This window comes from Rhizobium mongolense subsp. loessense, assembly GCF_900099775.1.
GTDB lineage: Bacteria > Pseudomonadota > Alphaproteobacteria > Rhizobiales > Rhizobiaceae > Rhizobium > Rhizobium loessense.
In genome coordinates this window covers 122368-148421 of the sequence record NZ_FMTM01000008.1, presented here as the reverse complement: position 1 = coordinate 148421, position 26054 = coordinate 122368, and the positions used below count along the sequence as shown (strand labels likewise).

General features: G+C 58.0%; 28 protein-coding genes and 2 pseudogenes. 16 read left to right on the top strand and 14 right to left on the bottom strand.

From position 1 onward, the window contains the following. Positions 1 to 78 precede the first annotated feature (78 nt). From BLP23_RS35135 to BLP23_RS23545, 4 genes are all read right to left on the bottom strand, one after another. The gene (locus BLP23_RS35135; protein ID WP_092587182.1) at positions 79 to 549 is read right to left on the bottom strand and encodes a DUF982 domain-containing protein; all 471 of its coding nucleotides are present in this window, start codon (positions 547 to 549) and stop codon (positions 79 to 81) included. 431 nt (positions 550 to 980) lie between these two features. Continuing rightward, positions 981 to 1967 (bottom strand): DUF6892 domain-containing protein, encoded by a 987-nt coding sequence (locus tag BLP23_RS33785; protein WP_167363956.1) that lies wholly within the window; start codon positions 1965 to 1967, stop codon positions 981 to 983. 843 nt (positions 1968 to 2810) lie between these two features. Then, positions 2811 to 3464, bottom strand: coding sequence for an alpha/beta hydrolase (locus BLP23_RS23550; protein WP_092587180.1), 654 nt, complete (start codon positions 3462 to 3464; stop codon positions 2811 to 2813). A gap of 388 nt (positions 3465 to 3852) precedes the next feature. Next, positions 3853 to 4830 carry a nucleoside recognition domain-containing protein gene (locus BLP23_RS23545; RefSeq protein WP_092587179.1) on the bottom strand — a complete coding sequence of 326 codons (978 nt, stop codon included), beginning with the start codon at positions 4828 to 4830 and terminating at the stop codon, positions 3853 to 3855. 120 nt (positions 4831 to 4950) lie between these two features. Here BLP23_RS23545 and BLP23_RS23540 point away from each other — a divergent pair, with 120 nt between their 5' ends. From BLP23_RS23540 to BLP23_RS23520, 6 genes and pseudogenes are all read left to right on the top strand, one after another. Beyond that, complete coding sequence (locus BLP23_RS23540) at positions 4951 to 5403, top strand: Lrp/AsnC family transcriptional regulator (protein WP_092587178.1); 453 nt, start codon at positions 4951 to 4953, stop codon at positions 5401 to 5403. A gap of 115 nt (positions 5404 to 5518) precedes the next feature. Next, positions 5519 to 5646, top strand: a pseudogene (locus tag BLP23_RS35360) (IS110 family transposase); the annotation flags it as partial. Beyond that, positions 5646 to 5921, top strand: coding sequence for a hypothetical protein (locus BLP23_RS23535; RefSeq protein WP_092587177.1), 276 nt, complete (start codon positions 5646 to 5648; stop codon positions 5919 to 5921). The pseudogene BLP23_RS35360 and the gene BLP23_RS23535, both read left to right, overlap by 1 nt. 145 nt (positions 5922 to 6066) lie before the next feature. Continuing rightward, on the top strand, positions 6067 to 6306 hold the full coding sequence (locus tag BLP23_RS23530) for a hypothetical protein (protein WP_092587176.1): 240 nt from the start codon (positions 6067 to 6069) through the stop codon (positions 6304 to 6306). A 255-nt stretch (positions 6307 to 6561) separates the two neighbouring features. After that, positions 6562 to 6810, top strand: a complete 249-nt coding sequence (locus BLP23_RS23525; protein WP_233426787.1) for a hypothetical protein — start codon at positions 6562 to 6564, stop codon at positions 6808 to 6810. A 42-nt stretch (positions 6811 to 6852) separates the two neighbouring features. Further along, positions 6853 to 7656 carry a thermonuclease family protein gene (locus BLP23_RS23520; protein WP_233426786.1) on the top strand — a complete coding sequence of 268 codons (804 nt, stop codon included), beginning with the start codon at positions 6853 to 6855 and terminating at the stop codon, positions 7654 to 7656. Between the two features lie 153 nt (positions 7657 to 7809). Here BLP23_RS23520 and BLP23_RS23515 read toward each other — a convergent pair. Together BLP23_RS23515 and catB are read right to left on the bottom strand one after the other, a co-directional pair. Then, a pseudogene (locus BLP23_RS23515) lies at positions 7810 to 8339 on the bottom strand (AAA family ATPase). A 211-nt stretch (positions 8340 to 8550) separates the two neighbouring features. After that, the gene (gene catB, locus BLP23_RS23510; protein WP_092587174.1) at positions 8551 to 9186 is read right to left on the bottom strand and encodes a type B chloramphenicol O-acetyltransferase; all 636 of its coding nucleotides are present in this window, start codon (positions 9184 to 9186) and stop codon (positions 8551 to 8553) included. A 527-nt stretch (positions 9187 to 9713) separates the two neighbouring features. On the opposite strand from catB, the gene BLP23_RS23505 reads away from it, so the two are divergent. Both BLP23_RS23505 and BLP23_RS23500 read left to right on the top strand, forming a co-directional pair. Then, entirely contained in the window at positions 9714 to 10472 is a 759-nt protein-coding gene (locus BLP23_RS23505) for a nucleotidyltransferase domain-containing protein (protein WP_092587173.1), read from the top strand. A gap of 38 nt (positions 10473 to 10510) precedes the next feature. Then, positions 10511 to 11161: an HAD family hydrolase gene (locus BLP23_RS23500; RefSeq protein WP_092587172.1), complete on the top strand. Its 651-nt coding sequence runs from the start codon at positions 10511 to 10513 to the stop codon at positions 11159 to 11161. An 87-nt stretch (positions 11162 to 11248) separates the two neighbouring features. Here BLP23_RS23500 and BLP23_RS35355 read toward each other — a convergent pair whose 3' ends face one another. From BLP23_RS35355 to BLP23_RS23470, 6 genes are all read right to left on the bottom strand, one after another. Further along, a complete protein-coding gene (locus BLP23_RS35355) occupies positions 11249 to 11374 on the bottom strand; it encodes a hypothetical protein (RefSeq protein WP_275593272.1) in 126 nt (41 codons plus the stop codon). A gap of 285 nt (positions 11375 to 11659) precedes the next feature. Then, positions 11660 to 11950 carry a hypothetical protein gene (locus tag BLP23_RS23490; RefSeq protein WP_092587171.1) on the bottom strand — a complete coding sequence of 97 codons (291 nt, stop codon included), beginning with the start codon at positions 11948 to 11950 and terminating at the stop codon, positions 11660 to 11662. 214 nt (positions 11951 to 12164) lie between these two features. Continuing rightward, positions 12165 to 12932, bottom strand: coding sequence for an amino acid ABC transporter ATP-binding protein (locus BLP23_RS23485; protein ID WP_022715463.1), 768 nt, complete (start codon positions 12930 to 12932; stop codon positions 12165 to 12167). A 16-nt stretch (positions 12933 to 12948) separates the two neighbouring features. Then, complete coding sequence (locus BLP23_RS23480) at positions 12949 to 14103, bottom strand: amino acid ABC transporter permease (RefSeq protein ID WP_092587170.1); 1155 nt, start codon at positions 14101 to 14103, stop codon at positions 12949 to 12951. A gap of 1 nt (position 14104) precedes the next feature. Further along, entirely contained in the window at positions 14105 to 15307 is a 1203-nt protein-coding gene (locus BLP23_RS23475; protein ID WP_092587169.1) for an amino acid ABC transporter permease, read from the bottom strand. A gap of 97 nt (positions 15308 to 15404) precedes the next feature. After that, complete coding sequence (locus BLP23_RS23470) at positions 15405 to 16430, bottom strand: amino acid ABC transporter substrate-binding protein (RefSeq protein ID WP_092587168.1); 1026 nt, start codon at positions 16428 to 16430, stop codon at positions 15405 to 15407. A 368-nt stretch (positions 16431 to 16798) separates the two neighbouring features. Here BLP23_RS23470 and BLP23_RS23465 point away from each other — a divergent pair, with 368 nt between their 5' ends. Further along, positions 16799 to 17989 carry a cystathionine beta-lyase gene (locus tag BLP23_RS23465; protein ID WP_092587167.1) on the top strand — a complete coding sequence of 397 codons (1191 nt, stop codon included), beginning with the start codon at positions 16799 to 16801 and terminating at the stop codon, positions 17987 to 17989. Here BLP23_RS23465 and BLP23_RS23460 read toward each other — a convergent pair whose 3' ends face one another. Both BLP23_RS23460 and BLP23_RS23455 read right to left on the bottom strand, forming a co-directional pair. Then, entirely contained in the window at positions 17990 to 19138 is a 1149-nt protein-coding gene (locus BLP23_RS23460; protein ID WP_092587166.1) for an FAD-dependent monooxygenase, read from the bottom strand. A gap of 23 nt (positions 19139 to 19161) precedes the next feature. Further along, on the bottom strand, positions 19162 to 19407 hold the full coding sequence (locus BLP23_RS23455; RefSeq protein WP_028739675.1) for a zinc-finger domain-containing protein: 246 nt from the start codon (positions 19405 to 19407) through the stop codon (positions 19162 to 19164). A gap of 156 nt (positions 19408 to 19563) precedes the next feature. Here BLP23_RS23455 and BLP23_RS23450 point away from each other — a divergent pair, with 156 nt between their 5' ends. The 7 genes from BLP23_RS23450 to clpA all read left to right on the top strand — a co-directional run bounded on the left by BLP23_RS23450 (position 19564) and on the right by clpA (position 25954). Beyond that, positions 19564 to 20349, top strand: coding sequence for an alpha/beta fold hydrolase (locus tag BLP23_RS23450; RefSeq protein ID WP_092587347.1), 786 nt, complete (start codon positions 19564 to 19566; stop codon positions 20347 to 20349). Positions 20350 to 20474: 125 nt separating this feature from the next. Next, positions 20475 to 21308 (top strand): serine O-acetyltransferase, encoded by an 834-nt coding sequence (gene cysE / locus BLP23_RS23445; protein WP_022715470.1) that lies wholly within the window; start codon positions 20475 to 20477, stop codon positions 21306 to 21308. A 135-nt stretch (positions 21309 to 21443) separates the two neighbouring features. After that, entirely contained in the window at positions 21444 to 21647 is a 204-nt protein-coding gene (locus BLP23_RS23440; RefSeq protein WP_022715471.1) for a DUF3126 family protein, read from the top strand. Between the two features lie 162 nt (positions 21648 to 21809). After that, a complete protein-coding gene (locus BLP23_RS23435) occupies positions 21810 to 22235 on the top strand; it encodes a DUF3597 domain-containing protein (protein ID WP_092587165.1) in 426 nt (141 codons plus the stop codon). A 239-nt stretch (positions 22236 to 22474) separates the two neighbouring features. Continuing rightward, positions 22475 to 22843 carry a phasin family protein gene (locus BLP23_RS23430; protein WP_092587164.1) on the top strand — a complete coding sequence of 123 codons (369 nt, stop codon included), beginning with the start codon at positions 22475 to 22477 and terminating at the stop codon, positions 22841 to 22843. Positions 22844 to 23103: 260 nt separating this feature from the next. Continuing rightward, the gene (clpS, locus tag BLP23_RS23425) at positions 23104 to 23457 is read left to right on the top strand and encodes an ATP-dependent Clp protease adapter ClpS (RefSeq protein ID WP_027509391.1); all 354 of its coding nucleotides are present in this window, start codon (positions 23104 to 23106) and stop codon (positions 23455 to 23457) included. Between the two features lie 10 nt (positions 23458 to 23467). Then, the gene (clpA, locus tag BLP23_RS23420) at positions 23468 to 25954 is read left to right on the top strand and encodes an ATP-dependent Clp protease ATP-binding subunit ClpA (protein ID WP_092587163.1); all 2487 of its coding nucleotides are present in this window, start codon (positions 23468 to 23470) and stop codon (positions 25952 to 25954) included. The last annotated feature ends 100 nt before the right edge of the window (positions 25955 to 26054 follow it).

The following is a 26054-nucleotide window of genomic DNA, read 5'->3' as shown; positions in this document are numbered from 1 at the left end:
ATGCACGAGGCTGACGAGCCAAGCCGGGTTCATGGCGCTCCTGCCGCAGCGGAACGCGGCATGGGGGAGCGCTTGAACTCACTTCATCGTCGGCGGAAACTCTTTTGGAGGCGGGGTTGGATTCGGAACTTCTTCCGGCGGCAAATCCGGAATCGGCTCTTCGATGGGCGGATCAGGAACCGGCCCAGGCTTGGGGCTTGGCGTCGGCTCAGGCGGAATGATGGTCATGGAGGTCTCCCTTCTATGACCCCGAACCATTCCAGTGTTGGTTTGTTCCTGCGACCCACAGTGAACGACAGTGATCACCGGAATGCCAGCTTCCTCGGCCGCTTGGATGAGTGCAGATCTCGCCTCTGCCGGCGACGTCGTGCCGTCCAATGCCTCCAAACACGTCTTAACGGCCACGAGGTATTCCTCGCCATCGTCTAGGGGCCACGATGCGAACAGGGCTTCTGCAGCGTCGCCCACCGACTTCACCAACCTGTATTTTTCAGAACCATTCATCACCAACATCAGCGGCGCGAACGCTCCGAATTTGTGCCAGTTCATTACACTTGAACTCCTAGCCGCAAACACATTGGTAACTGTGCAAGAGTCGTGCCGTTCGGGGTGGCAGCATGAACGTCTACCGCGACGGTGCCTCCAAGCAGTGTTAGCGCGCAAGATGGACACGTCACCTGAAGCAGAAAGACGATCTCTTAATTCCAGGTTGACAGAGGTCTCGTAGGCATACCCGCAGAACCGAGCTCAACAGGAGGCTTGAAGCCTCCGCCCCTCAAGTTCGCTGCGATCGTAGACCATGCTAGCCAGTCAAATGCTTGAATGGGAAGGTGAGACGACGGTTGACATTCATCGGACAGCCTACAGACCTAGTCTCGGATATTCGAAAGAGCCATTACTCAACAAGCGGGCGATGCAAGGAGCGCGACATGGCCCTTTACATGAATTGGATACCCGGCCGCTCCATGTTTTAAATTAGATCATTCGAAAGCGGGTGGGGTGGGCTCCGTGGCAGAGACCCAGTGTACCCACACACAGACGCCGCGATCCTTGAGTGTATCGAAGATACGCCTGGCCGACGTGCCGGCCGTCGTGACCTCATCATAAATCCCGTCGTCGAGAACTCTCACTTCTTTCAGCGCCGGCAAGTCGAGCAGAGCTTCGATGTGGTCTATCCCGGTACTAAGCCTCAGGTATTCCAGTCTCTGGCATGACAGAAGGGAGCGCACGTCGACGCTCTCGATCATGGAGATCGCAGAAAAGCGATTGAGATTCCTGCAAAGCTCGATCCCCGACAGGTCCTTCACGTCGAAGACATCGTCCTCGCCGTCCCAGAAATACCAGACAAACGGATAGGCGGTTCCTCCGCCGTCGAATTCGATCTCCTGCACGGCAGCGAGAAGCTCGTTGGTCAGCGGATATCGCTCCAGGTAGTCCTGGGCCGCGGGAATGATTTCGTAGCCTTCGTCCTCGAGATCGACGGCTCGGCCCAGGACGTGGGTCGCGAGCTGCGCTGGAGTGCCGAGATCGATCTGCTTCGCGTCGAGAAGCGAAGACAGCACGACGAGTTTGAGATTTGGGTCCGTAAATGGCGCTCCGGCCATGCCCACGGCCACCGGATAGGATGGTTCTGTCGGTTCCGGATATTGCGCCGCAGGGTTGGAGAAGCCGATTTCGTTGACGGCCTCGAGGGTGAGGCGGACACGTTGAGTGTAGCCCTCGGGAAGCTGTCGCACGCCCATGCGCACGCCTCGCATCAATGGATCGTCGTCTCCGATTTCGAGAGACGGCATGGCGGCGCGCAGCTGCTCGATCGTCATTCCCATGGTGATCTCGCCGACCGGGTGCCGGAAGCGATGGTCGTAGTCGAGCATGCCGATCAGCCCGTTCCGATCGATCCATACGACGAAGCCGTGGCTGTTTTCGAGCAGGTCGATCTTGCCGCCGCCCTCCATGAATGCCTGCAAGCGCGACCGCGGCCACGCCGACCATCAATTCTCGCTTCCGCATCAAAACGTCAGCCATCCTCCGTGTCCCCGGCTATGTCCATGCCGCCGTGCGACAAATATGCCCCTGTTGACGGACTTTCAATGCAGGGGAAAAACGGAGGAAGTCCTCCTGAACTCGCTTTTCTGAGCTCGACGCGTTCACAGCCAAATGTTGCGAGGATTCATCGAACGCTAAAGTTACCGTTGCGCTTGCCACTTAAGACCGCAAAAGTATGCAGCGATTTTCCGACAACGACATGGGTGAAACCAGTAGATCTAAAGCCTGTCGCTTGAATCGAGTTCAAACGGGTGGCCTTTCCCTAGTCGGCGGGACAAGGTTATAGCAGGAACAAAATGAAGTATGTTTCAGTATTAGTTTTGACGTTTGGGTCGATTTGTTTTGGATGGTTATTCTATGAAAGGTACTGGAAGTTTCGAGATTGCATATCCCAAGCGTTGTCCAGCTGTCTCACTCCCGACGGCGACAATCTAACGCAAGGCGGTTCTCTGTGGGCTGGTTTTGCAGGGTTGTTCTTGTTGCTTGCAATCATCTCAGCCTGGCGCGCTTTCCGGACCCGGGATCCTGACAAATAGCTGTAGCTGCCTGCATTCGAAATGCGGCAAGCCTCCAACCAGGCGGCTGATTGCAGGCAATGCGCGTGAGAACGCAGCGAAGTTAGGCTTCCGGATCTAGAGTGTCGAGGTTCGCGGATTCGACGAGTGATAGGATGACTGCGGCGCTTGCCGCCTGTATCCGATCCGGCAAACAGCCAATCTTTGACAGGCTTTAGAAGTTGAGAGGGACTTGCAGTCGTTGGTTGGTCAAACCTGAGCTAGCAATATCTCGGTCAGAGCCTCGGGCTTCAGCCGTGCTACATTGTGCCCGCAATCGATGGCAAAGGTCGACCACTCCGGCTCGCCGTTTAAGCGTTGATAAAGGTCAAGGAACGGACTTCCTTCCCATCCAAATGCGCCGATGAAGGTCTTGCGCGGCACTTCACGCCAACGTCCGGTGAGATTGATTGATTGGAGAAACGTCCCAATCGGATGCGGTCGGCATCGAGGGTCAAGATTGGGAGGCGGCGCGCAAGTTAGTCCGTCTGCCTTCGCGCCCGCGACGAAGACATCTCGAAAACGAGGCGTCGTCAGGGACCAGACAGAGTCACCGGAGTCAGGCACATAGGCGTCTACGTAGACCAACGCCCGGATTTGCGATGGCGCAGCGTCGGCTGCGCCGCTGACGACCATCCCGCCGTAGGATTGTCCAACAATGACCAGGTCGTCGCGATTCGACTTCACAACGCTAACGACCTCATCTATGTGATCTTCAAGATTGGCCGTCGGGGCAGGAGCATCGCCGAGCCCCGAAAGAGTGATCGGTAAGGCTTTGTGTCCGTGCGCAGTGAGTATATCTGCTACCTTTTGGTAGACCCAACCGCCCTGCCAGCCTCCGGGTATAAGGATAAAGGTGGCCATATTATTCATCCCTGACTTTGACGGCTACGGAGCTTCGAGACCTTTCGCCGAAATTAAGACCACGGTGACGGCTGACTGTGCTGAGTGTCCGTAAGGCCGAAGGCGGTCAATGACCTTTCGCAGAAGTCCCGATTAAAACGGCACTTGTTTTCCTGACTGTTGCGACATCGCAGAATAGGAAATTCTGCAACGGTCGCAATGGCTGGCGCATACAAGGCAACATGCGCGATCGCCATGGTACTTCCGGCGCGGTTTCTGGCACCGAGAAAGCCAGGGGCACCGGCCAGCCCAAGTCGGCCAGAAAATGTAAATGCGGTTCTGTCGTAATGACCGCTAGGTCCGCATTCGGGCCGCTGTCGGCCCTAAAGCCGTCGCGGCACGCAATAGCTTAGCCGCTTTCCGACTGGGCATGTGGCAGCCGGAATATTTGCGCAAAGAATGTCTCATCAGACAGGCGGCCAAGCAGCGCGCCAATCGCTGCGGTTGCCGCTACGGCGAAGGCCAGACGACCGCCAAGAACGCCGTAGACATCAGCGCCAAGCGAGATCACCAAGATCGTGTCCTCAATCACGCTATGTGCGAAGCCCATGAACACGCATGACAGAAAGACCTGGCGCGGTGATATTGCGCCAGACCGCGCCTCGCGGATCAGAAGACCGGCACCGTAGGAAATCCCTAGGAACAATCCGACAGCGGTGAGCTGCTCTGCTTCGCCGCGGATGCTGGCAAGGCGTAATATGGGCGACAGAGCCTTCATCATCAGTTCCAGCAGCCCGGTCGCGCGCAGGAGCTCAAGGCTCCAGGACAGAACGACAAGGATTGCAAGCATCCAGATCATGGTCTCGCCGAGAGCAAGGACGTACGCGGCCCAACCGACCGTGGCACTCATCGGGATCCAGGTCGGATTGGCGGGAGCCGACAACCACCCCGTGGCCACCAGAACATGATGCAGGAGAAAGGCGTAGAGCAAGCCGCCCAAGATGCGCAGCAGCGTCGTTGCGATCATCCCCGGTCCCGCCTTCTGAATGATCTTCTGCTCGATCGGCAGGCCATGCGCGAATAGTACCAGCGCCGAGAAAACCGTGATGTCCGCCACGCTCAGCGAGGATGTGGGAACCAGCGTAAAAATGAGCGGGATGGCGCCCCATATTCCGACGAGCATTCCCGTCAGCCAAGCCAGCCCAAGTTCCGGGGGCAGGCCAACGAGGTCCATGACGGGCGCAAACGCGGGCGCCACGGCCTTGATCACTCCCATCCTCGCCAACAACTCCGTCAGCAGCGTGATGGGAACCATGATCCGGACAAGCACCCAGTAAATTTCGAGTGTTTCGCGGGTTTGGCGTAAAATGGGCATTAAGAACGACATACGAGACCTCCGGTACAGTAGCCTCAATCTGCTAGGCCCGGCCGCTTCGAATTTGTGGTCAAAGATTGCAGATCTGTGCAATTTTATTGCAAAGGCGTGATTGACGGATAGTCTGAGAGAATGGATCGGATCGACCGGAAGCTTTTGAATCTGATGCAGCGCGACGCCTCGCGCACCAATGTCGACATAGCCGAGGAAGTGGGCCTGTCGCCCTCCAGTTGTCTGCGCCGTGTGCAGCGACTGCACAAATCAGGCATCATCGACAGAATTGTCGCGATCCTCAATCCCACCAAGGCCGAACGCAGGATCAAGGCCCTGATTACGGTCGAGTTGAAGCTGCACGGCGAGCAGCATATGCGCCGCTTTCTGAAAATCGCGGTTGCCGAAGAGGCCGTTTCACAGGCCTATGCCGTGACGGGCGAAACCGACGTCGTTCTCATGCTGCGCCTGCGCGACATGGAAGAATTCGACGCCCTCTGCGAGAGGCTGTTTCGCGACCAGACCAACGTTGCCCGCTTCTTCACCATGATGATTATCCGAACCGCCAAGGAAGAAACGGCGATTTGGCTATGATCGGATGCCGCTTCCGCGTTACTGACCGCTCTTAGTGCTGTGGACGGCTCCTCCGCCGGCATGACGATGTGCCATGATCGCGGTGTTGTCAGGAACCGCATGGGAGGAGCCATCGATGGAAGAAACTACCACGATTGGACTCGACATTGCTAAGTGGTGTTCCAGGTGCACGCCCTTCCGGCAACCGGCCTGATCGTCGTTCGCCGACAACTGAAGCGCCGCGATGTTGTTCAGTTTTTACGATGACAACCAATGCCGTCCGCGCTCATCTTGCTGAGTTCGGCATTGTTGCGGGGATCGGCCGCAATGGGCTGCAGGCGCTTCTAGGTCTCATCCGAAAAGTTGAAAGAACCGAGATACCGGCAGAGGCCTGTTTATGTCTGGCTACATTGGCAGACCAAGTTGATCTGTTGAAGCAGCCGAAACTGGAAATGGATCGGCGGATAAATAGCATCGTGCCAATGATCTCAGCCGCCGGCGCCAGGCGCTTCGAGTGCGGGCATTTGACCGGGATCTGATCCGCGGAGAGCATGATGGCCGGCGGCCTCGTTCTGCGCCGCATTCAACGTGTCGCTGGGATGACAAAACTAAATATCGCACTGATCCACGTCTCGAAATAGAGGTACTTGGTATGCGCGCCTGCGAGAGGATACAAATCAATTGATGGACGAAGACAAGCCTGAACTGACTGCCCTTTTTAAGGCGGTGGCCGAAAGCCCAAAGCGCGACAACAGCGCCTATCACAAGGCGCTTGCCGAGGCTCGCCAGGCTTTCGAAGCCGCCGAGCTGGCATTAGGCGGAGCGTTTCGCGTGCAGACGAAGACCAAGATGAAGCGCAACGGCGATTACGTCGTGAAATGGACTTTCAAGCGGCATACTGGCGAAAAGCCTAAATCGCGATGATCCCCTGGGATGATGGCAATCGTCTTCCGCGATGCCTCGGACGCCTGGGCTAGCTTGTCAAAGATCGGTCAGCTGGATTTGGTATCCGGCTTCGAGGTCGCGTTGGTTATTTGCGTGGCGGTCGGCACGGCTGCCACGGGATTGTAAACTGACGAACGCAGGCCTTCGGCGTCGCTCCTCGAACATCTGGACTATCGGCTCCGCTCATTTCGTAACCGCGCATTTACCAGCTTCCTATCTGAGCGCAGCGTCATCTTGGAAGCGGCGGTTGTTTTGCGTACAACGATTCCACTAACGGGGGTTGTATTCGTGATCTTCGTTGCGGTTGGCCTTCTTATTGCTCATGTTGTTTTGATCGCCACCGGGTTTGGACTTCGCGATAGCGAGGAACAGTGGGTGCTCGGCCTGATGTTCGGATGGTATTGTTTCGCCATGCTTGGCTCCATTGGTGCGATATGGGTCCACTATAAGAAATCCACTCAGCGCGTGGAGCCATCTTGCTAGATGCAGCGCCACTCACCCTCGAAACCAAGCGGTGCGGCGTTCGTGCTTTTCGAGACGGAACAGCTCAAAGCCAATATTCGCGCAGCACTGGCCGAAGCGACGCTCAGTCCGTGGCAGCGGAGTTTTCTCTCGGACGTGCTTCACAGGCTGGAGAGCTACGGTGGCGGGACGCGCCTGAGCGCTAAACAACTGCTGAAACTCAATCAAATTCTCGGGCAAGGCGGAACGCGAGGTCAGGAAGCGACGACCGCATCCCGCGCAAGAGCATATCCACGCCGCTTGCAACACCGCAAATATTCCTTCCTGCCGCGAAAGGTCAGGTGGTGGGGCAGAAGATTTGCCCGAGATGCAGTGATCTTTACACTGATCGCGATGGTCGGACTTCTGTACTCAGTATTCGAGACCGGACCGAAGCAATTTTTTCTAGGTACTGCTGGCAAGTCGCAGAATGTGGCGGAGCAGGTCCGGTCATCGTTCACAGTGACGGACGGCGATACCGTCCACGTCGCTGGAGAGCGGACAGGAACGCGCCTTGTTGGCTTCAACACACCTGAGACCTTTGACCCTCAATGTCGATATGAACGGGAACTCGGCAATCGCGCAAGAGAGCGTCTGAAGGAGCTGGTCAGTTCGCCAAACGTGCAACTCACGAAGGTGGCGTGTGCTTGTCCAGCCGGTACCGAAGGAACAGATGAATGCAATTACGGACGCAGTTGCGGCGTCTTGAAGGTCGGAGGACGAGACGTGGGCAAAATCTTGATTGCAGAGGGTCTCGCTGTTTCTTTTATCTGTGAAAAAGGCGGCTGCCCGAGAACTCCAAGGCCGTGGTGCGGGCGGCAATCATGACGATTTTTTCGAGAGGACCCCAAGGCGGCAGTCGACGATCCCTTCCGCTGAACCGTTGGAGCCCACTTCGGACTGACGCCACTGCGCTTCCAGGCCGGCGAGAAGGACAATCCCGGCCGTATCGGGCTAGCGCTTTGTCGCGCGCCGCCGAGCCTAGTCGGCCCCTTGGTCGACCTCTCTGCATTTCGAGAGAATCTCGTCGACAATGACCGCGAGCGGCGCAGTGGCGTCGATCTCGACACCGCACTTCGGAACATAAGCAATCGCGCAATCAGCTCCCGTTCGGCTGGTCTTCCGCCAAACTCGTCTACTGGTCTCCCGGCAAGCCGCCGGTTCAACGTGTCGAGATCGACGTCGAGAACGAAAACCCGGTCAAACAAATCAATAAAGCGGGAGAAATTTCGAGAGCCGCCGCAGAAGAAGGAGATTACGTTGCGTTGATGAGCGACCAAGGATGTGACTTTGTCTACATCCCAAATGTGGTGGTCGTGCCCCCATGTGACACTGTCCGTCGCGGTCTCGTGGGAAAGCTCGTCCAGCCGTTCACCAGTCTCGGGATCGCCTTCATAAGACAACTCCCGGTCACCGTGGATGACGTGGTAGCCGCGCCGCTGTAGTTCTTCAGCCACCGTGGTTTTGCCTGTGCCGGAAACGCCTTCGATTAAATAGTTTCTTACACTCATTTTAGCGCTCGTTGATCCGTCCCTCCCGGCCGTCGGGTGTGATAGCGCGTTGCCTTGACACCGTTGCCTCCTCTGAAACGCCAAGAGCACCCAGGCGCCAGCGGGCATGAGTGCAGCCGAGGGCTGCTGCTGAATGTTCGGTACAGCTGTGTCAACTTGTCAGGCAAGCGTGACGGCCCGCCCGGTTGAGTTCCGGACGAACCTTTTCGTGTCAGCCTTGGCGATTGGGCGATAGCCAGTGGCGATGAAGTGCCTCCACGTCGCCTTTAGTCAAGATTGGCATCGCCTTCCTCAACTGGGCATCAGACCAATCCCACCACTTCATTTCGAGTAGCAATTCTATCCTCCCATCCTCGAAACGCTTGCGGATTGGCTTGGCGGGATTGCCTCCAACTATGGTGTAGGGTTCGACATCGCGTGTCACCACTGCACGCGTTCCGAGCACAGCACCATCGCCAACCTTGACACCAGGCATGACGACAACCTCAGAGCCGATCCACACATCGTTGCCGATCACAGTGTCGCCGCTCGGCAGGTATCCGTTTTCCGCTCCGCTGAATTCGGGCACCTCTGGCATCCAGAAAAACGGAAACGTGCTGATCCATTCATGACGGTGCCCCTGATTACCCGCCATAATGAAGGCAGCGCCCGATCCGATTGAGCAGAAGCTCCCGATCACGAGCTTATCGGCTCCCTCGTCGTCCAAAAGGTAGCGGGCGCAATCGTCAAAGCTGTGGCCATGGTAGTAGCCCGAATAATAGCTGTATCGCCCAACGATTATGTTGGGATTCGTGACCTGCTTGTCGAGCGTAATGCCCTTGAAAGGGCTTTCAAAATAGTTGTTCATCGATGTTCTCTCTACATACCTTCCTGACCGCTTGCGCCATGGCAAACGGTTGCAAGGCGAGAAGCCGTTCGGACTCTCGCTAAGCTCCTCGCATTAGCGCGGGAGCACGATGTAGGGGGTACTCGATGCTTTGATCATGCCGACTTCATATCGCAAAAACAGCTATTAGCCAATGACTGCAACTAGCGCTTTCCGGAAGGAACACTCGAGCGCTTTCGGTCCGGACGAGTTAGAATGCCTGCCATGGCCGAACCAATCCTCGCGTAAACAAATTAGGATGAACTCGCCCTCGAAGTCGGCGCACCACGATCGTTCGGCAGCAAGGGATGAGGTAAAGCCGTTCCCTCAGCCCGAAAGCCTTGGCGTTTACGGGCATAGGCGACCGGCCCGGGTCGAGAAAGGCACGCACCGTGCTCTTGGACGGCACAAAACGTCTCTCAGGTCGGGCAGATTGATTTTAAAGTGAAATTTGCCGTACCTATGGGGGACGCCAATCTGGTCTCTGGATGTCCCATGGTGGAGTTAAGATGCCGAAGCAGATAGACGAAGCCTTGCGGATGACCGGTCCCGTCCTTTCAGCGCGATTTGATGGCTATTCTTTCGCCTTTGCTGCTGGTTCGATCATTCGCGGGGAGGGTACAGAAAACTCCGACATCGATCTGGTGGTCGTGTTCGAGAAGCTCGATCGTGCGTGGAGGGAGTCGTTTGTTGAAAACGGCCTCCCCTTCGAAGCGTTCGTTCATGATCTAGAGACGCTCAACTGGTTCTTTGAGCGCGACTTGAATTCCGGCCATCCACTCATTGTTCACATGGTGGCGTCCGGACGAATTATAGGACCGGGCAAGGAGAACGGCCGGGCTTGGCAAAGCCATGCTGCGCAATTGTTGAAGGACGGTCCACCTGAGCTTGCCGGGCAGGAGCTGGATGCTCTGCGATATCAGATCACTGATATGTTGTACGATCTTCGCGGTGAACGCAGCGGAGCTGAAATCCGCGCGATTGCGTCCCAGCTTTATCAGCCTCTTGCCGATCTGATGCTTCTTGGACGCGGCACATGGTCCGGGAAAGGAAAATGGATTCCCCGCCTTCTGAAACAGCTCGACAACGAGTTGTTCGAAACGTTCGACATGGGTTTCAAACGCGCCGCTGAAGGGCGGGCTGAAGAGCTTTGCCGTTTGACCGAATCGGAGCTGGCTCGCAAGGGTGGTCGGTACTTCCATGGAGATCGCCGCGAGGCGCCCTTTGATGCCCGCAAGACAAGTGCCATACCGGGACGTTCCCGCTGATTTGCGATTAGCTGGGCTTCGATGCAGGATTTGGGATAGTGAAAATCTTCTTTGATGTTGATGGTGTTCTCATCGATGGCTGGCACTCAGATCCGTCGCTTCGCAAGCCTTGGGACGCGACGATCGAGGCTGATCTCGGCGTTGACCGGGCGGCATTCGGCAATCTCTTTTTTGGAAATGGAGGCGACCGTTCGACCTCGCCTATGGCGGAATGCATCACCGGCAAACGCGACCTCGCGGAGGCGCTTGCCAAAATTCTCCCGGAGGTTGGATATCACGGCGATGCGAAGGACTTCATGAGATATTGGTTCGAAAAGGATTCGAATCTCAACAGGGAGGTCTTTGATCTGGTCGAGAGCATAAGGAGCGGCAGTGATGTCGAGCTCTACGTGGCAACCGGCCAGGAGCATCACCGGGCACGATTTCTCTGGAACGAGCTCGGCTTCTCGAAGCTGTTCAACCGCATGTTTTATAGTGCGGAAATTCGATACTCGAAGAAGGACATCCGCTTCTTCGAGGCGATCAATTCCCGATTGAGCATCGGCTCGCGCGAGCGTCCGATATTTTTCGACGACCAGCCCGAAATCGTGGCGGTGGCGAGGCAGGCAGGCTGGGACGCAAGTCCGTTTGTTTCCGCGTCAGACATTCGCCAGCTCCCGCGGCTGCGCCATCTTTGGGCATCCGGGTGATCGCTGGTGGATATGGCCCACGTTTCCGCCCCGGAGTGCGTGCAAACGCTGCACGCTTCGCAGGGCGGTGGGCGGGAAGTGGAACCCTCAGTGGCTTCCGGCTTTCTTGCTGGCAAGCAGCATCACATAGTCTTCGGCCGCGTCCGCAAGCGCGAGCGCTACTTCGGCAGGCGTCCAGCCGTGCTGCTGCAAGCGCTTGATCATTTCGAACATCGCGGCTTCGACTTCCGTCCGGCAGTTCAGAGGATGCTCTGGTCTGCCATTTGCATGCTGAGAACCGTGAATTTCCATCATTTTCTCTGCCCCCGTGTTTTGACCCCGTGCTATTTCAGGCGCCATTTAGGCAAAGAGCATGGCATAACTTCACGCTGAAGCAAATGGATGCCTAATCAAGAGTTAAAGCAGACCGTTGCATGACGTCATTTGACGACATTTCAGCAAGCCGTGCGTTGGCGAATTAGCGAGCTGGAATGCCAGCATGCCCTGTCGCGGCGCCTTTTAGCGGTCATCACCCCAGTCGAAAAACGGGCGGTAGACGCGTCTTGCAATCATCAGGCTGCGGTCGGGACGGATGATGTACGTCTCCTCCACCTCGCGCCCCCTGTTATCGTAAAATGTGTGCGGGAATGAGGAACCGATCGGTGATTTCGTCAGCTTCGTGCGCGGCTGGCCGCTATAGGTGATGCTGCCGGGGATGGGCTCCAACCCGGGACCGGAAATGTCGCCGACGGCCGTACATCCTGTGATCAATGCCCCCACGATAAGAATTGCGGCAAACTTGGCTTTCATCGGGGTTCTCCATGACGTGGGTCGGCAATGCTATCCTAGATAGGTATGCCCCTCCGCTTTTCCATGGCTGAACGAATGCCGATAATTCAATGTAAAGTTGCGCTTCAGGCGGATAATTCTCTAGCCGTGATTGTGAGTAATAAAAGTGCTCGCTGGCGATAAAATAAAAGCCGCCGGAGGGCTACTCCGACGGCTTTTCCAAGGCATTTCTTGCTCAATGCAGGATCTGGCTGAGGAAGAGTTTGGTGCGCTCGTGCTGCGGGTTGTCGAAGAATTCGGCGGGCGAATTCTGTTCGACGATCTGGCCCTGGTCCATGAAGATGACGCGGTTTGCGACCTGACGGGCAAAGCCCATTTCGTGGGTCACGCAGAGCATCGTCATACCTTCTTCTGCGAGGCCTACCATCGTATCCAGCACTTCCTTGATCATTTCCGGATCGAGCGCCGAGGTCGGCTCGTCGAAAAGCATGATCTTCGGGTTCATGCAGAGCGAGCGGGCAATCGCCACGCGCTGCTGCTGGCCGCCGGAAAGCTGGCCGGGATACTTGTTCGCCTGTTCCGGAATCTTGACGCGCTTCAGGAAGTGCATGGCGACCTCTTCGGCCTGCTTTTTCGGCATCTTGCGCACCCAGATCGGCGCCAGCGTGCAGTTTTCAAGGATCGTCAGATGCGGGAACAGATTGAAGTGCTGGAATACCATGCCGACTTCGCGGCGCACTTCGTCGATCTTCTTCAGGTCGTTCGTGAGCTCCGTGCCGTCAACGAGAATGTGTCCCTTCTGGTGCTCTTCCAGACGGTTAATGCAGCGGATCATCGTCGACTTGCCGGAGCCCGACGGGCCAGCGATGACGATGCGCTCGCCGCGCATGACCTTGAGGTTGATGTCGCGCAGCACGTGAAAATCGCCGTACCACTTGTTCATGTTGATGATCTCGACCGCCACATCCGTTGCGGAGACGGTCATTTTCTTGGGTTCAGCCATGTTTATTCCCTCATTCTTATCGTTTGTGGCCGGTGTCGAGGTGGCGTTCCATGAACACGGAATAACGCGACATGCCGAAGCAGAAGATCCAGAAGACGAAGCCTGCGAAGACGAGGCCTGTCAGCGGCGTGACAGAGCTTGCCCAATTGGCGTCGGTGAAGTTCAGGCGGACGATACCAAGGAGGTCGAACATGCTGATGATCGAAACGAGCGACGTATCCTTGAACATGCCGATGAACGTGTTGACGATCCCCGGAATGACCAGCTTTATCGCCTGAGGCAGCACGATGAGCCGCATCTTCTGCCAATAGCCGAGCCCGAGTGAGTCGGCTCCCTCATACTGGCCCTTCGGGATCGCCTGCAGGCCGCCGCGAATGACCTCTGCCATATAAGCGGAGGCGAAGATCGATACGCCGATCACCGCGCGCATCAGCTTGTCTACATTCCAGCCGGTCGGCAGGAAGAGCGGCAGCATGACGCTTGCCATGAAGAGGACCGTGATCAGCGGTATGCCGCGGATCACTTCGATGAAAGTCACGCAGACCATCTTCACGACGGGCATTGTCGATCGCCGGCCAAGCGCCAGCACGATACCGAACGGCAGCGAGACCGCCATGCCGACGAAGGACACGACCAGCGTCACGAGCAGGCCGCCCCAGAGCGGTGTCTCGACGATCTCGAGGCCGAAGCCGCCATAGAGCATGAAGAACGAGAAGACCGGCAGCACAGCGAAGAGCAGGATCGCGTTCAGCCCCTTGCGCGGCACAGATGGGATCAGCATCGGCACCAGCAAGAGCACGAAAAGGATGCCGACGAGCGTCGGACGCCAGCGCTCGTCGAGCGGATAGCGGCCGAAAATGAACTGATCGAACTTCGCGCTGACGAAGGCCCAGCAGGCGCCGCTCCAGTTCTCTGGTTGCACGCCACCCTGGACGGCGGTTGCACAGAAGGTGCGGTCGGTACCGGTCCACACGGCCTGGATGAACAGCCAGTCGATCAACTGAGGCACGACCCAGGCGAGGGCGGCGATCGCGAGCACCGTCAGCACGATGTCCCTCGGCGTTGCGAGCAGGTTGCGCCTGACCCAGGCGGCAGCGCCTCGTTCACCGGGCGGCGGCGGTTCCGCCGCCAATATCGCCGTTCTGACAAAGGAGGTGTTGGAAACGGACATCTTATCTCTCCACCAGTGCCATCTTGGCGTTGAACCAGTTCATGAACAGCGACGTGAGAATACTGAGACTGAGATAAACGACGATCCAGATCAGCACGACTTCGATGGACTGGCCGGTCTGGTTGAGGGTCGTTCCCCCGACGGCGACAAGATCCGCAAAGCCGATCGCAATGGCCAGCGAGGAGTTCTTCGTCAGGTTCAGGTATTGGCTCGTCAGCGGCGGAATGATGACGCGGAAGGCCTGGGGTACCACCACAAGGCGGGTGATGGAGGAAGGATGCAGCCCAAGGGCGCCTGCCGCCTCCGACTGTCCTTTGGCTACACCGCGAATGCCGGCGCGCACGATCTCGGCAATGAAGGCTGCCGTATAGAAGGACAGTGCCAGGAAGAGCGACATGAATTCCGGGCCGACGACCGAGCCGCCCGTCAGGTTGAACTTGCCGGCCACCGGCACGTCAAAGGTGATCGGCAGCCCGGCCAGCAGGAAGGCGAAGATTGGCAGACCGGCGATCAGTGCGATCGAGACCAAGATCGTGTGGAACGGCTGGCCCGTCGCGGCCTGGCGCTTATGCGCCCAGCGCGCGGTTGCAAAGGCGGCGATGATGCCGACGACAAAGGCGATCAGAACCGCCCACATGCCCGCTTCGAATATCGGCTTCGGGAAGGCGAGGCCACGATTGTTCAGGAACATGCTGAACGGCAGATGCAGGGATTCGCGCGGCTGCGGGAGAACGGCGAGAACGCCGGAGTACCAAAAGAAGATGACAAGCAGCGGCGGGATGTTGCGGAACACCTCGACATAGACCGTGCACAGCTTGGCAATCAGCCAGTTGTGCGACAATCGCCCGATGCCGATGATGAAGCCGATAATCGTCGCAGTGATGATACCGGTAACCGCGACCAGGAGGGTATTCAGGAAGCCTACGACGAGCGCGCGTCCGTAGGTCGAGTCGCTGGAGTAGGAAATCAGCGACTGACCGACCTCGAATCCGGCGCGTCCCCTGAGGAAGGCGAAACCAGAGGCCGTATTGCTACGTGCGAGATTCTCGATCGTGTTGTCCACAATCCACCAGACCACTCCAGCGATCACGAGGATGGTGAGAACCTGATAAAAGATACCCCGGTATTTGGGATCATACATTGCGGACCGGAAGGTCCCGCCGGTTTTAGGCAACGGTGTCGTGCCCAGAGCCTCTTGCGTCATGCCGAGCCAATTCCCCTATGTGCCCATTTTGGGCCTTTTTCTTGGACGTGGGAAAGGCGGTTGCCCGCCTTTCCGGTATTTCATTCCAGGCCGGCGATCAGCGAACCGGGGGCGCGTACTGGATGCCGCCCTTGCTCCACAGAGCATTCAGGCCGCGTTCGATCTTGAGCGGGCTGCCCTGACCGATGTTGCGCTCGAAGACTTCGCCGTAATTGCCGACGCCTTTGATCACATTATACGCCCAATCGTTGGTGAGTCCGAGGTCAGTGCCGATCTTGGTGTCGGCTTCGGAACCGAGGAAGCGCTTGATGTCCGGGTTCGGTGAGTTCTTCATCTCGTCGACATTGGCCTGGGTAATGCCGAAGTCTTCAGCATTGACCAGTGCGAAGGCCGTCCAGGAGACGACATCGAACCACTGGTCGTCACCCTGGCGAACGGCCGGGCCGAGCGGTTCTTTGGAGATGATCTCTGGAAGGATCATGTGCTCGTCGGGGTTCTTGAGCGTCAGACGCAGAGAATAAAGGCCGGACTGGTCGGTCGTGTAAACGTCGCAACGGCCGGAGTCGTATGCGGCGTTGACTTCCTCGAGCTTTTCGAAAACGACCGGGTTGTACTGAAGGTTGTTGGCCTTGAAGTAGTCGGCGAGGTTGAGTTCAGTGGTCGTGCCCGCCTGAACGCAGACGGCAGCGCCGGAAAGTTCGAGAGCCGACTTAACGTTCAGGCCCTTGCGAACCATGAAGCCCTGACCGTCGTAATAGGTGACCGCGCGGAAATTGAAGCCGAGAGCGGTATCGCGGTTGATCGTCCAGGTCGTGTTACGCGACAAGATGTCGACTTCGCCGGACTGCAGGGCGGGGAAGCGGTCTTTCGCGGAAAGAGGCGTATACTTGACCTTGGTCGGATCGCCGAACACGGCTGAAGCGACCGCCTTGCAGAAATCGACGTCGAAGCCGGCCCAGTTGCCGGACGCGTCAGGCTGAGCAAAGCCGACGAGGCCGCTGTTGACGCCGCACTGGACGAAACCCTTTGCCTTCACGTCTGCGAGAGTGGCTGCCGAGGCAGCCGAGGCGCCAAGGGCGAAAACTGCTGCGCCGACGGCGGCGGACAGGAGCTTAATCTTCATTTTTCCCAACCTTTATCTGTTGTCTTATGTTTTTGTGGAGGGGACGGCTGAAGCAAACCATTCGCCCCCCAATTCTCGACACCCTCCCGGCGCGAGCATTTCTATCACAGTCGCAAATATCACCACGGTCAAGTGTCGCCGTCCACAATTGCGGCAGAAATTGGCATTTTGGTAAAATGCGCCGCCCTGATAGGCATTTGAGCAGGAAATGGGCAGCCATTTGCGGAAAATTATCGCGTAATCCACTGATATATCTGATAAAGCAACGAAGTGGGGAATTTGCGTCGTCTTAGCCCGGGGTTGACCGTTTTGCGGGCCGGGTCCAGAAGTGCAGCTTTGCATCATTCCGCCAAGGGCCATTCCAGATTATGAACGACAGAGACAATTTACTGCAGAACGCGGGCATCAATACGCGGCTGACGCATATCGGCAACGATCCTTCGGACTACTTCGGTTTCGTCAATCCACCGGTCGTCCATGCCTCCACGGTGCTCTTCCCCAATGCCAGGACGATGGAGACGCGGTCGCAGAAATATACTTACGGCACCCGCGGGACGCCGACGACGGATGCGCTCTGCGATGCGATCAATGCGCTTGAGGGCTCTGCCGGAACGATCCTGGTTCCTACGGGCCTTGCCGCCGTTACGGTGCCGTTGCTCGCATTTCTCTCGTCTGGCGATCATGTACTCATCGTCGATTCGGTCTATACGCCGACGCGGCATTTTTGCGACACGATGCTGACGCGTCTCGGCGTCGAGGTCGAATACTACGACCCGGCAATCGGCGCCGGCATCGAGCAGCTTTTCAAGCCGAACACGAAGCTGGTGCACACCGAGGCGCCGGGATCGAATACCTTCGAAATGCAGGACATTCCGGCGATTGCCGCAATCGCCCACAAGCATGGTGCGGTCGTTGCAATGGACAATACCTGGGCGACGCCGGTTTATTTCCGGCCGCTCGACTTCGGCGTCGATATTTCGATCCATGCCGCGACGAAATATCCCTCCGGCCACTCCGACATCCTGATGGGCACGGTTTCGGCCAATGCCACGCATTGGGAGCAGTTGAAGGAAGCCAATATCACGCTCGGTATTTGCGGCGCTCCGGACGACGCCTACCAGATCCTGCGCGGCCTGCGCACCATGGGTGTACGGCTTGAGCGCCACTATGAAAGCGCGCTGACGATCGCCAAATGGCTTGAGGGCAGGGAGGAGGTCGCGCGCGTCCTGCATCCGGCCCTGCCGAGCTTCCCGTCGCACGAACTCTGGAAGCGCGATTTCAAGGGTGCGAGCGGCATCTTCTCCTTCGTGCTCGCAGCCGATGCGCCGGAGAAATTCAAGGCGAAGGCGCATGCCTTCCTCGATGCCCTGCAGATCTTCGGCCTGGGTTATTCCTGGGGCGGCTTCGAGAGCCTTGCAGTCCACGTCAATCTCAATGATCGCCGTATTCGCAAGGCGCCGCAGGAAGGGCCTGTCATCCGGCTTCAGGTCGGTCTTGAAGACGTGGTAGACGTCAAGGCCGATATCGAACGTGGTTTTGCAGCCGCCAATGCCGTCTGATCAGTCGATCGGACGGTAGCCGTAGACCCAGTCGAGATCCGCCGCGAGAGTTTGCGGCGCCTTCAGCAATAGAACGATATCGCGGCCGATGCGCACCGGACCACGGGCATGATAGGCGAAGCGGTTGAAGGCGCCGCGCTTGCGAATTTTTGCAACGCGCGGCGCGCGCTGTCGTTCGAAGCGACGCAGAGCTTCCTTCACAGGATGGGCTGCAAGCAGCGCCGCGAGCTCGTAGGCATCTTCGATTGCCATCGCCGCGCCTTGGGCCGCAAAAGGCGTCATGGCGTGAGCCGCGTCGCCGATAAGGACGGTGTCACTTCCGTTTTGCCAGTTGCCCTCCGTCGCCTCGTAGAGCGGCCAGAACGTAATCCGGGCGTCGCCGAACAGCAATTTAATATCGGCACTCCATCGGGAAAAGCGTGATGAGAGCTGTTTCAATTGCTGCTCCGTCGGCTCGTTGCCCCAGTCCTGCGGCGCAGCATTGCCGGCCGTGATGGCGACGAGATTGAGGCTGCCGGCCTCCTTCAGCGGGTAGCAGATGAGGTGGGCCGACGGCCCGAGGAATGCCGAGACGTTGGCGCGGTCGAGGAACGCCGGCGCGGAATTGCCGGCGATCGTGAAGCGATAGGCTATGTGGCCGGAAAAATGCGGCGAGGGACTACCCTTGATCGACTGCCGCAGCTGCGACCAGACGCCGTCGGCACCGATGATTACATCCGGCTGGCGGGTGGTTTCAGGAAGCGCGCCCGGGGCGATGCGACGGCCGAGATGGATCGTGCAACGAGGGTTTGCTTCGACTGCCGCAAGCAGCGCCCCTTGCAGCGTCGCGCGGTGCAGGACGCCGTAGGGAGCGCCCCAGCGGATGCGAGCGAAGTCGCCTGCGGGAACGGCCGCAAGCGGGCGGAGCGTATCGCCGGAGAAAAGGCGAATGAATTGCGGCTCGAGCCAGACATTTTCGATGTCCTGCAGAACGCCGAGTTTTGCGAGGATGCGCGAGGCATTTGGCGAGATTTGCAGACCGGCGCCGACCTCTGTAAGCGCGACAGCCTGTTCGAAAATATCCGAACTGATGCCGCGCTTAGCCAGTGCCAGAGCCGCGGTCAGGCCCGCAGTTCCGGCGCCGATGATGGCGGCGTGTTCGACCGGCATCTGATGTCCGATCTTGAGTGAAGTTACGCGGCCTTAACGTGGAAGACGCAACCGGCCGGGTTCGTCTGGCTCGGCTTCAGCGCTCCGTTGAACCGATAAAGCGTCGAACAGTAGGAGCAGACCTTTTCGTTGTCGTCGCCCATGTCAATGAAGATATGCGGATGATCGAATGGCACGGACGCGCCGGTGCACATGAACTCCTTCACGCCGACTTCGATCACGCGGTGTCCGCCGTCGTTCTGGAAGTGGGGAATGTTGTGGCCGGCCATGTCTGTCTCCGAATGCTTTGAAATGTGCGCGGACATTATAATCCTTCGCCTCAAATGTGTAGAGCCAAAGCGCCGCACGGCACATGGTTTTTTGGCGCGGCGAGGGTTCACCTCCGCTGCTCGATAAAATATGGTCCGGCCAAAAAGGACGGCATTATGAATCTGAATACGCCCGCATTTTCCAGCTTCACCCACGGCGGCCTGAAACTCGTCTTTTTCGACGAAGGGGATCCCAACGGCCCGCCGGTGCTGCTCATTCATGGTTTTGCTTCGACCGCCAACGTCAACTGGGTGCATCCCGGCTGGGTGAAGACGCTGGGCGATGCAGGCTATCGGGTGATCGCGATGGATAATCGCGGCCACGGCGCAAGCGACAAACCCCACGATGCCGAAGCCTACCGGCCGTGGATCATGGCCGAAGATGGCGTGGCGTTACTCGACCATCTAGGCATTCCGGAAGCCAATATCATGGGCTACTCGATGGGCGCGCGGATTTCGGTCTTCACGGCGCTTGCCCATCCGCATCGCGTGCGTTCGCTGGTGCTAGGCGGCCTTGGTATCGGGATGACGGACGGCGTCGGTGATTGGGATCCGATTGCCGATGCGCTGCTCGCGCCGTCTCTGGACGACGTCACGCATACCCGCGGGCGCATGTTCCGCGCCTTCGCCGAGCAGACCAGGAGCGACCGGCAGGCGCTCGCTTCATGCATCCGGGGATCGCGCGATCTGGTGGCGCGGGCCGACATGGGCAGGATCGATGCCCCGACTTTGATCGGCGTTGGAACAAAAGACGATATTGCAGGTTCCGCAGAGGAATTGGCGAGCTTGATGCCGCATGCCGAGGCGCTGGACATTCCGGGCCGCGACCATATGTTGGCGGTAGGAGACAAGGTATTCAAGAAGGCGGTTCTAGAGTTTTATGAGAGAGTCGCCGGGCGATGACAGTCGGTCTAAAGTGCCGTGATTGCCGAAAAATCATCCTAAAGAAGCATAGGACCGGCACCCATTTATGTTCTGGGCATTATGCCTTATATAATGTGGTTCCGACGGAAACGAGGAGACCTGGAATGGTCGCGAAGACTGACGTTCGTTCTTTTGAGGCATCAAACCCGCTAAAGGTCATGGATCCGATCTGGGACAGCCTGCGCGAAGAAGCGCGTGTTGCTGCCGAGAAGGATCCGGTGCTGGCGGCTTTCCTTTATTCGACGGTGATCAACCACCGTTCGCTGGAAGAATGCGTCATTCATCGTATCTGCGAACGTCTCGACCATCCCGACATGCAGGCGACGCTGCTTCGCCAGGTCTTCGACGGAATGCTCGAAGACTGGCCGGAATGGAGCGATATCCTGCGCGTCGATATTCAGGCCGTCTATGACCGCGACCCGGCCTGCCTTCGCTTCATGGAGGCGGTGCTGTATTTCAAGGGATTCCATGCGCTGCAGACGCATCGCCTGGCCCACTGGCTGCTCAATCATGGGCGCCGGGATCTCGCGCTTTATCTGCAGAGCCGGTCGTCCAGCGTCTTCCAGACGGACATCAATCCGGCAGCGCGCATCGGCCGGGGAATCTTCCTCGATCACGCGACTGGCCTCGTCGTCGGCGAAACGGCGGTGATCGGCGACAACGTATCGATCCTGCATGGCGTCACGCTTGGCGGCACCGGCAAGGAGGGTGCTGATCGTCATCCAAAGATCGGCAGCGGCGTGCTTATCGGTGCGGGCGCGAAGATTCTCGGCAATATCCAGATCGGCTATTGCTCGCGCGTGGCGGCCGGCTCGGTCGTTCTAAAGGCCGTCCCGCCGAAGACGACGGTTGCTGGCGTGCCGGCGAAGGTGGTCGGAGAGGCCGGGTGTTCGGAACCGTCGCGCATCATGGACCAGGTGATCGGCGCCGATATCTGATCCGATTGTATTTGTCAGGACGGAAAAGCTGGCAAAATCCTGAGGGGAAGCCGGGGCAGATATGCCGCGGCAACCTTTACAGCTCCGCTTTTCCTGTGCAAGAAGCGGCCAACGAAGACCGCTAGGAGACCAAGTGTGAAGCCTGAAGAACTCAAGAAGCTCGACGCCTATTTCAAGAAGACGCTCAATCCGCAGATCGTCGTCAAGGCGCGCCCGCGCAAGGATGATTCCGCGGAAGTTTATCTCGGCGAAGAATTCCTGGGTGTCGTCTATGTCGACGACGAAGACGGCGATCGTTCCTACAACTTTTCGATGGCGATCCTCGACGTCGATCTCTGATGATCCTAGGGCGGGCCGCATCATTGCGGCTTGCCTTGCCGGACGGCATCGGCTTGCCCCTAGCCTGCTCGGCATCAATTTAGCCATTCGCGCTGGATGAGTTCGTCCTCCGCCCCATTTTAGTTTCTGCGAATGCAACCGAACTAAATTGGAGGATGAGACGTGGGTATTTTCGATAAAATCAAGGACGCGATTTTCGGCGGCGAAGCGCAGGCAGCACCGGTGACCGAGGCGGCGGCGCCGAAAATGGAACCTGCGCAGAGGCCGGCCGCGCCATCGGCAGCACCATCCGTAACCCCAACGACCGCGCCCGCAACGACGGCGCCCGCGACCGTCGATATCGTTCCGATTCTCGATGCTGCCGTCAAAAAGAGCGGACAGAAGCTGGATTGGCGGCACTCGATCGTCGATCTGATGAAGGCGGTCGGTATGAATGCGAGCCTTTCCGAGCGCAAGGAACTGGCCGCGGAGCTCGGATATTCGGGAGACACGGGCGATTCCGCCAAAATGAACATGTTTCTTCACAAGGCGCTCATGAAGAAGCTATCCGAAAATGGCGGCAAGGTTCCCGCAGATCTGATGGATTGAGACAGCCCGTGCCGGCCTCGAGACTGTGACTTAGCGAGATTCTTTATGCTGCTTCAGGTTGTGGAGCCCTGATATATGTTTTGAAAATCAATCGGCGACGTACGTGGCTCTTTTTTCGAGGCGCATTAGAGCGGCGTCATGCAATCACCGGTAGTTGTGCGTCGCACAAAATCGCTTGACTATTTGTGCGGCGCAGCTACCTTTTGCGGCAGCCAGTACCACAAAAGGAGGAGACGAACATGTTCAACTTCGACGACACGAGCCGGAAGAGCAAGGAAGCCATGGACACGATGCTGAAGAGCTATTCCGACGCGGCCAAGGGCGTCCAGGCGATCGCCACCGAAGCTGCCGAATATTCCAAGAAATCCTTCCAGGACGCCGTCAATCATTTCGAGACGCTGTCGGGCGCCCGAAGCTTCGAAACGGTCTTCGAATTGCAGACAGGCTTCATCAAGTCTTCCTACGAGAATTTTATCGCCGAGGCGACGAAGATGGGGGAAATGTACGCCGATCTCGCCAAGGGCGCCTATAAGCCTTACGAACCGCCGGTATCGGCTCCGCCCGCGAAGTCGCCCAAGGCTCCTCAGGTGACGCCCACAGCTGCGTAAATGCGATGGTGCGAACAGCGCACCTCTTGAAAAACGAAGACCGGCAACGCATCTGCGGCCGGTCTTTTTTGTTTCCACAAGCCCTCCAAGAATTCGAATGGGACTTTTTTAGTCTTTGCGTCGAGTCCTGGCGAATTGTGATTGCAGTCGCAAACAAGGGGCTTAAAATCGCTCTATTATGAACTAAGTTAGTGTTTCAGATATCCGGCGGGTAAAGCAGCCTCCCATGCACCACCGGATAGACCGAGGAATGAATGACAATGATCGCAAAGCCGATCCGGATGCAGAACGACAGCGAAAGGAACGGGGACAACGGAAATCGCGGAACCTCGGTCATCACACGCACAAAGCCGAAGACCAAGAAGCCCAATCTCTACCGCGTGCTCATCCTGAATGACGACTACACTCCCATGGAGTTCGTCATCCACATTCTGGAGCGTTTTTTCCAGAAGGATCGTGAAAGTGCCACCCGCATCATGCTTCATGTCCATAACCATGGCGTCGGCGAATGCGGGATATTTACATACGAGGTAGCGGAGACGAAGGTAAGTCAGGTGATGGACTTCGCCCGTCAGCACCAGCATCCGCTGCAGTGCGTCATGGAAAAGAAGTGAGGATCTCAACGTGCCAACATTTTCGCCTAGTCTTGAGAAGGCGCTCCATCAGGCACTGACCTTTGCCAACGAGCGGCATCACGAATATGCGACGCTCGAGCATCTGCTGCTCGCCTTGATCGACGATGCCGATGCGGCAGCTGTCATGGGTGCATGCAATGTCGACCTCGACGCGCTGCGCAAGACGCTGATCGAATACGTCGACAATGAACTTTCCAATCTGGTTACCGGATACGACGAGGACTCCAAGCCGACCTCCGGCTTCCAGCGCGTCATCCAGCGTGCCGTGATCCATGTGCAATCGTCCGGCCGGGAAGAAGTAACGGGGGCAAATGTCCTTGTCGCAATCTTTGCCGAGCGCGAAAGCCACGCGGCCTATTTCCTGCAGGAGCAGGAAATGACCCGATACGACGCGGTCAACTACATCTCCCACGGAATCGGCAAACGCCCGGGCTCTTCGGAAGTCCGCACGCCGCGTGGCGCCGACGAGGAGGCCGAAAGCAAGCCGACTGCATCGCGCGGCGGTGAGGATGAAGGCGGCGCCAAGAAGCAGCAGGATGCTCTGAAGGCCTATTGCGTCAATCTCAACGAGAAGGCCAAGAGCGGCAAGATCGATCCGTTGATCGGGCGTAACTCGGAAGTCAGCCGTACGATCCAGGTGCTGTGCCGCCGCTCCAAGAATAACCCGCTTTATGTGGGCGATCCGGGTGTCGGCAAGACGGCGATCGCTGAAGGCCTCGCCAAGCGCATCGTCGAAGGCAAGGTGCCGGAAGCGCTCGCCGACGCCACCATCTTCTCGCTCGACATGGGCACGCTGCTTGCCGGCACTCGTTACCGTGGCGATTTTGAAGAGCGTCTGAAGCAGGTCGTCAAGGAACTCGAAGAGTATCCGGGCGCCGTGCTCTTCATCGACGAAATCCATACCGTCATTGGTGCGGGCGCCACCTCTGGCGGCGCGATGGATGCATCGAACCTTCTGAAGCCGGCGCTTTCGTCCGGCGCGATCCGCTGCATCGGTTCGACGACCTACAAGGAATACCGCCAGTTCTTCGAGAAGGACCGAGCTCTGGTTCGCCGTTTCCAGAAGATCGATGTCAACGAGCCGTCGATCGATGATGCGATCGAAATCATGAAGGGCCTGAAGCCTTATTTCGAAGAGTACCACCACCTGCGCTACTCGAACGACGCCATCAAGTCGGCGGTCGAGCTGTCGGCCCGCTATATCTCCGACCGCAAGCTGCCTGACAAGGCGATCGACGTCATCGATGAAACGGGTGCCGCTCAGATGCTGCTGCCGCCATCCAGGCGCCGCAAGCTGATTACCGAAAAGGAGATCGAGGCGACGGTCGCGACCATGGCACGCATTCCGCCAAAGAGCGTTTCGAAGGACGACGAAGCCGTTCTCGCCAACCTGGAGCAGGAACTGCGCTCGGTGGTCTACGGCCAGGATACGGCAATCGAAGCCCTTGCGACTTCGATCAAGCTTGCGCGTGCCGGGCTCCGCGAGCCGAACAAGCCGATCGGCGCCTACGTCTTCTCCGGCCCGACCGGCGTCGGCAAGACGGAAGTAGCCAAGCAGCTCGCGTCGTCGCTCGGCGTCGAGATGCTGCGCTTCGACATGTCGGAATATATGGAACGGCACACCGTTTCTCGCCTGCTTGGCGCACCTCCCGGCTATGTTGGCTTCGACCAAGGTGGCCTTTTGACCGATGGCGTCGATCAGCATCCGCATTGCGTGGTCCTGCTCGATGAGATCGAGAAGGCGCATCCGGATATCTACAATATCCTGCTGCAGGTCATGGACCACGGCGCGCTGACCGACCATAACGGCAAGAAGATCGACTTCCGCAACGTCATCTTGATCATGACGACCAATGCGGGCGCGTCGGAAATGGCCAAGGCCGCAATTGGCTTCGGTTCGTCCAAGCGCACCGGCGAGGATGAGGAGGCGCTGACCCGTCTGTTCACGCCGGAATTCCGCAACCGTCTCGACGCGATCATTCCCTTCGCGTCACTGCCTACGGCCGTCATCCACAAGGTCGTGCAGAAGTTCATCATGCAGCTGGAGGCTCAGCTTTCTGAACGCAACGTCACTTTCGACCTGCAGGAGGAAGCGATAGATTGGCTTGCGGAAAAGGGTTACGACGAGAAGATGGGAGCTCGCCCGCTTGCCCGCGTCATTCAGGATGCGATCAAGAAGCCGCTGGCGAACGAAATCCTCTTCGGCAAGCTGAAGAAGGGCGGCGTCGTGAACGTCACCGTCGGTCCGACGGAAGACGGCAAGCCTGGTATCATCCTCGAAGCAATCCCCGAATCCGCGCCAATCAAGCCGAAGCCGGAAGCCGAAACCGTTCATCCGGAAACAGACGACGAGGATGACGGCGAGCTGAAGACGAAGGCAAAAGCCAAGAAGACGGCAGTTAAGAAGGCGAAGGCTGAGGTCCGGGACGCACCGAAGAAGGCGAGTGCAGTGCCTAAGGTGCCGCGAAGGAAATAGGTCGTCGTCGTGACGTAGATGAAGAAGGCCGCAGCGATGCGGCCTTTGATTTTTCTAGGTTCTCGGGGCACAAGGCCGCTCTAACAGAGCGTGTTAACAT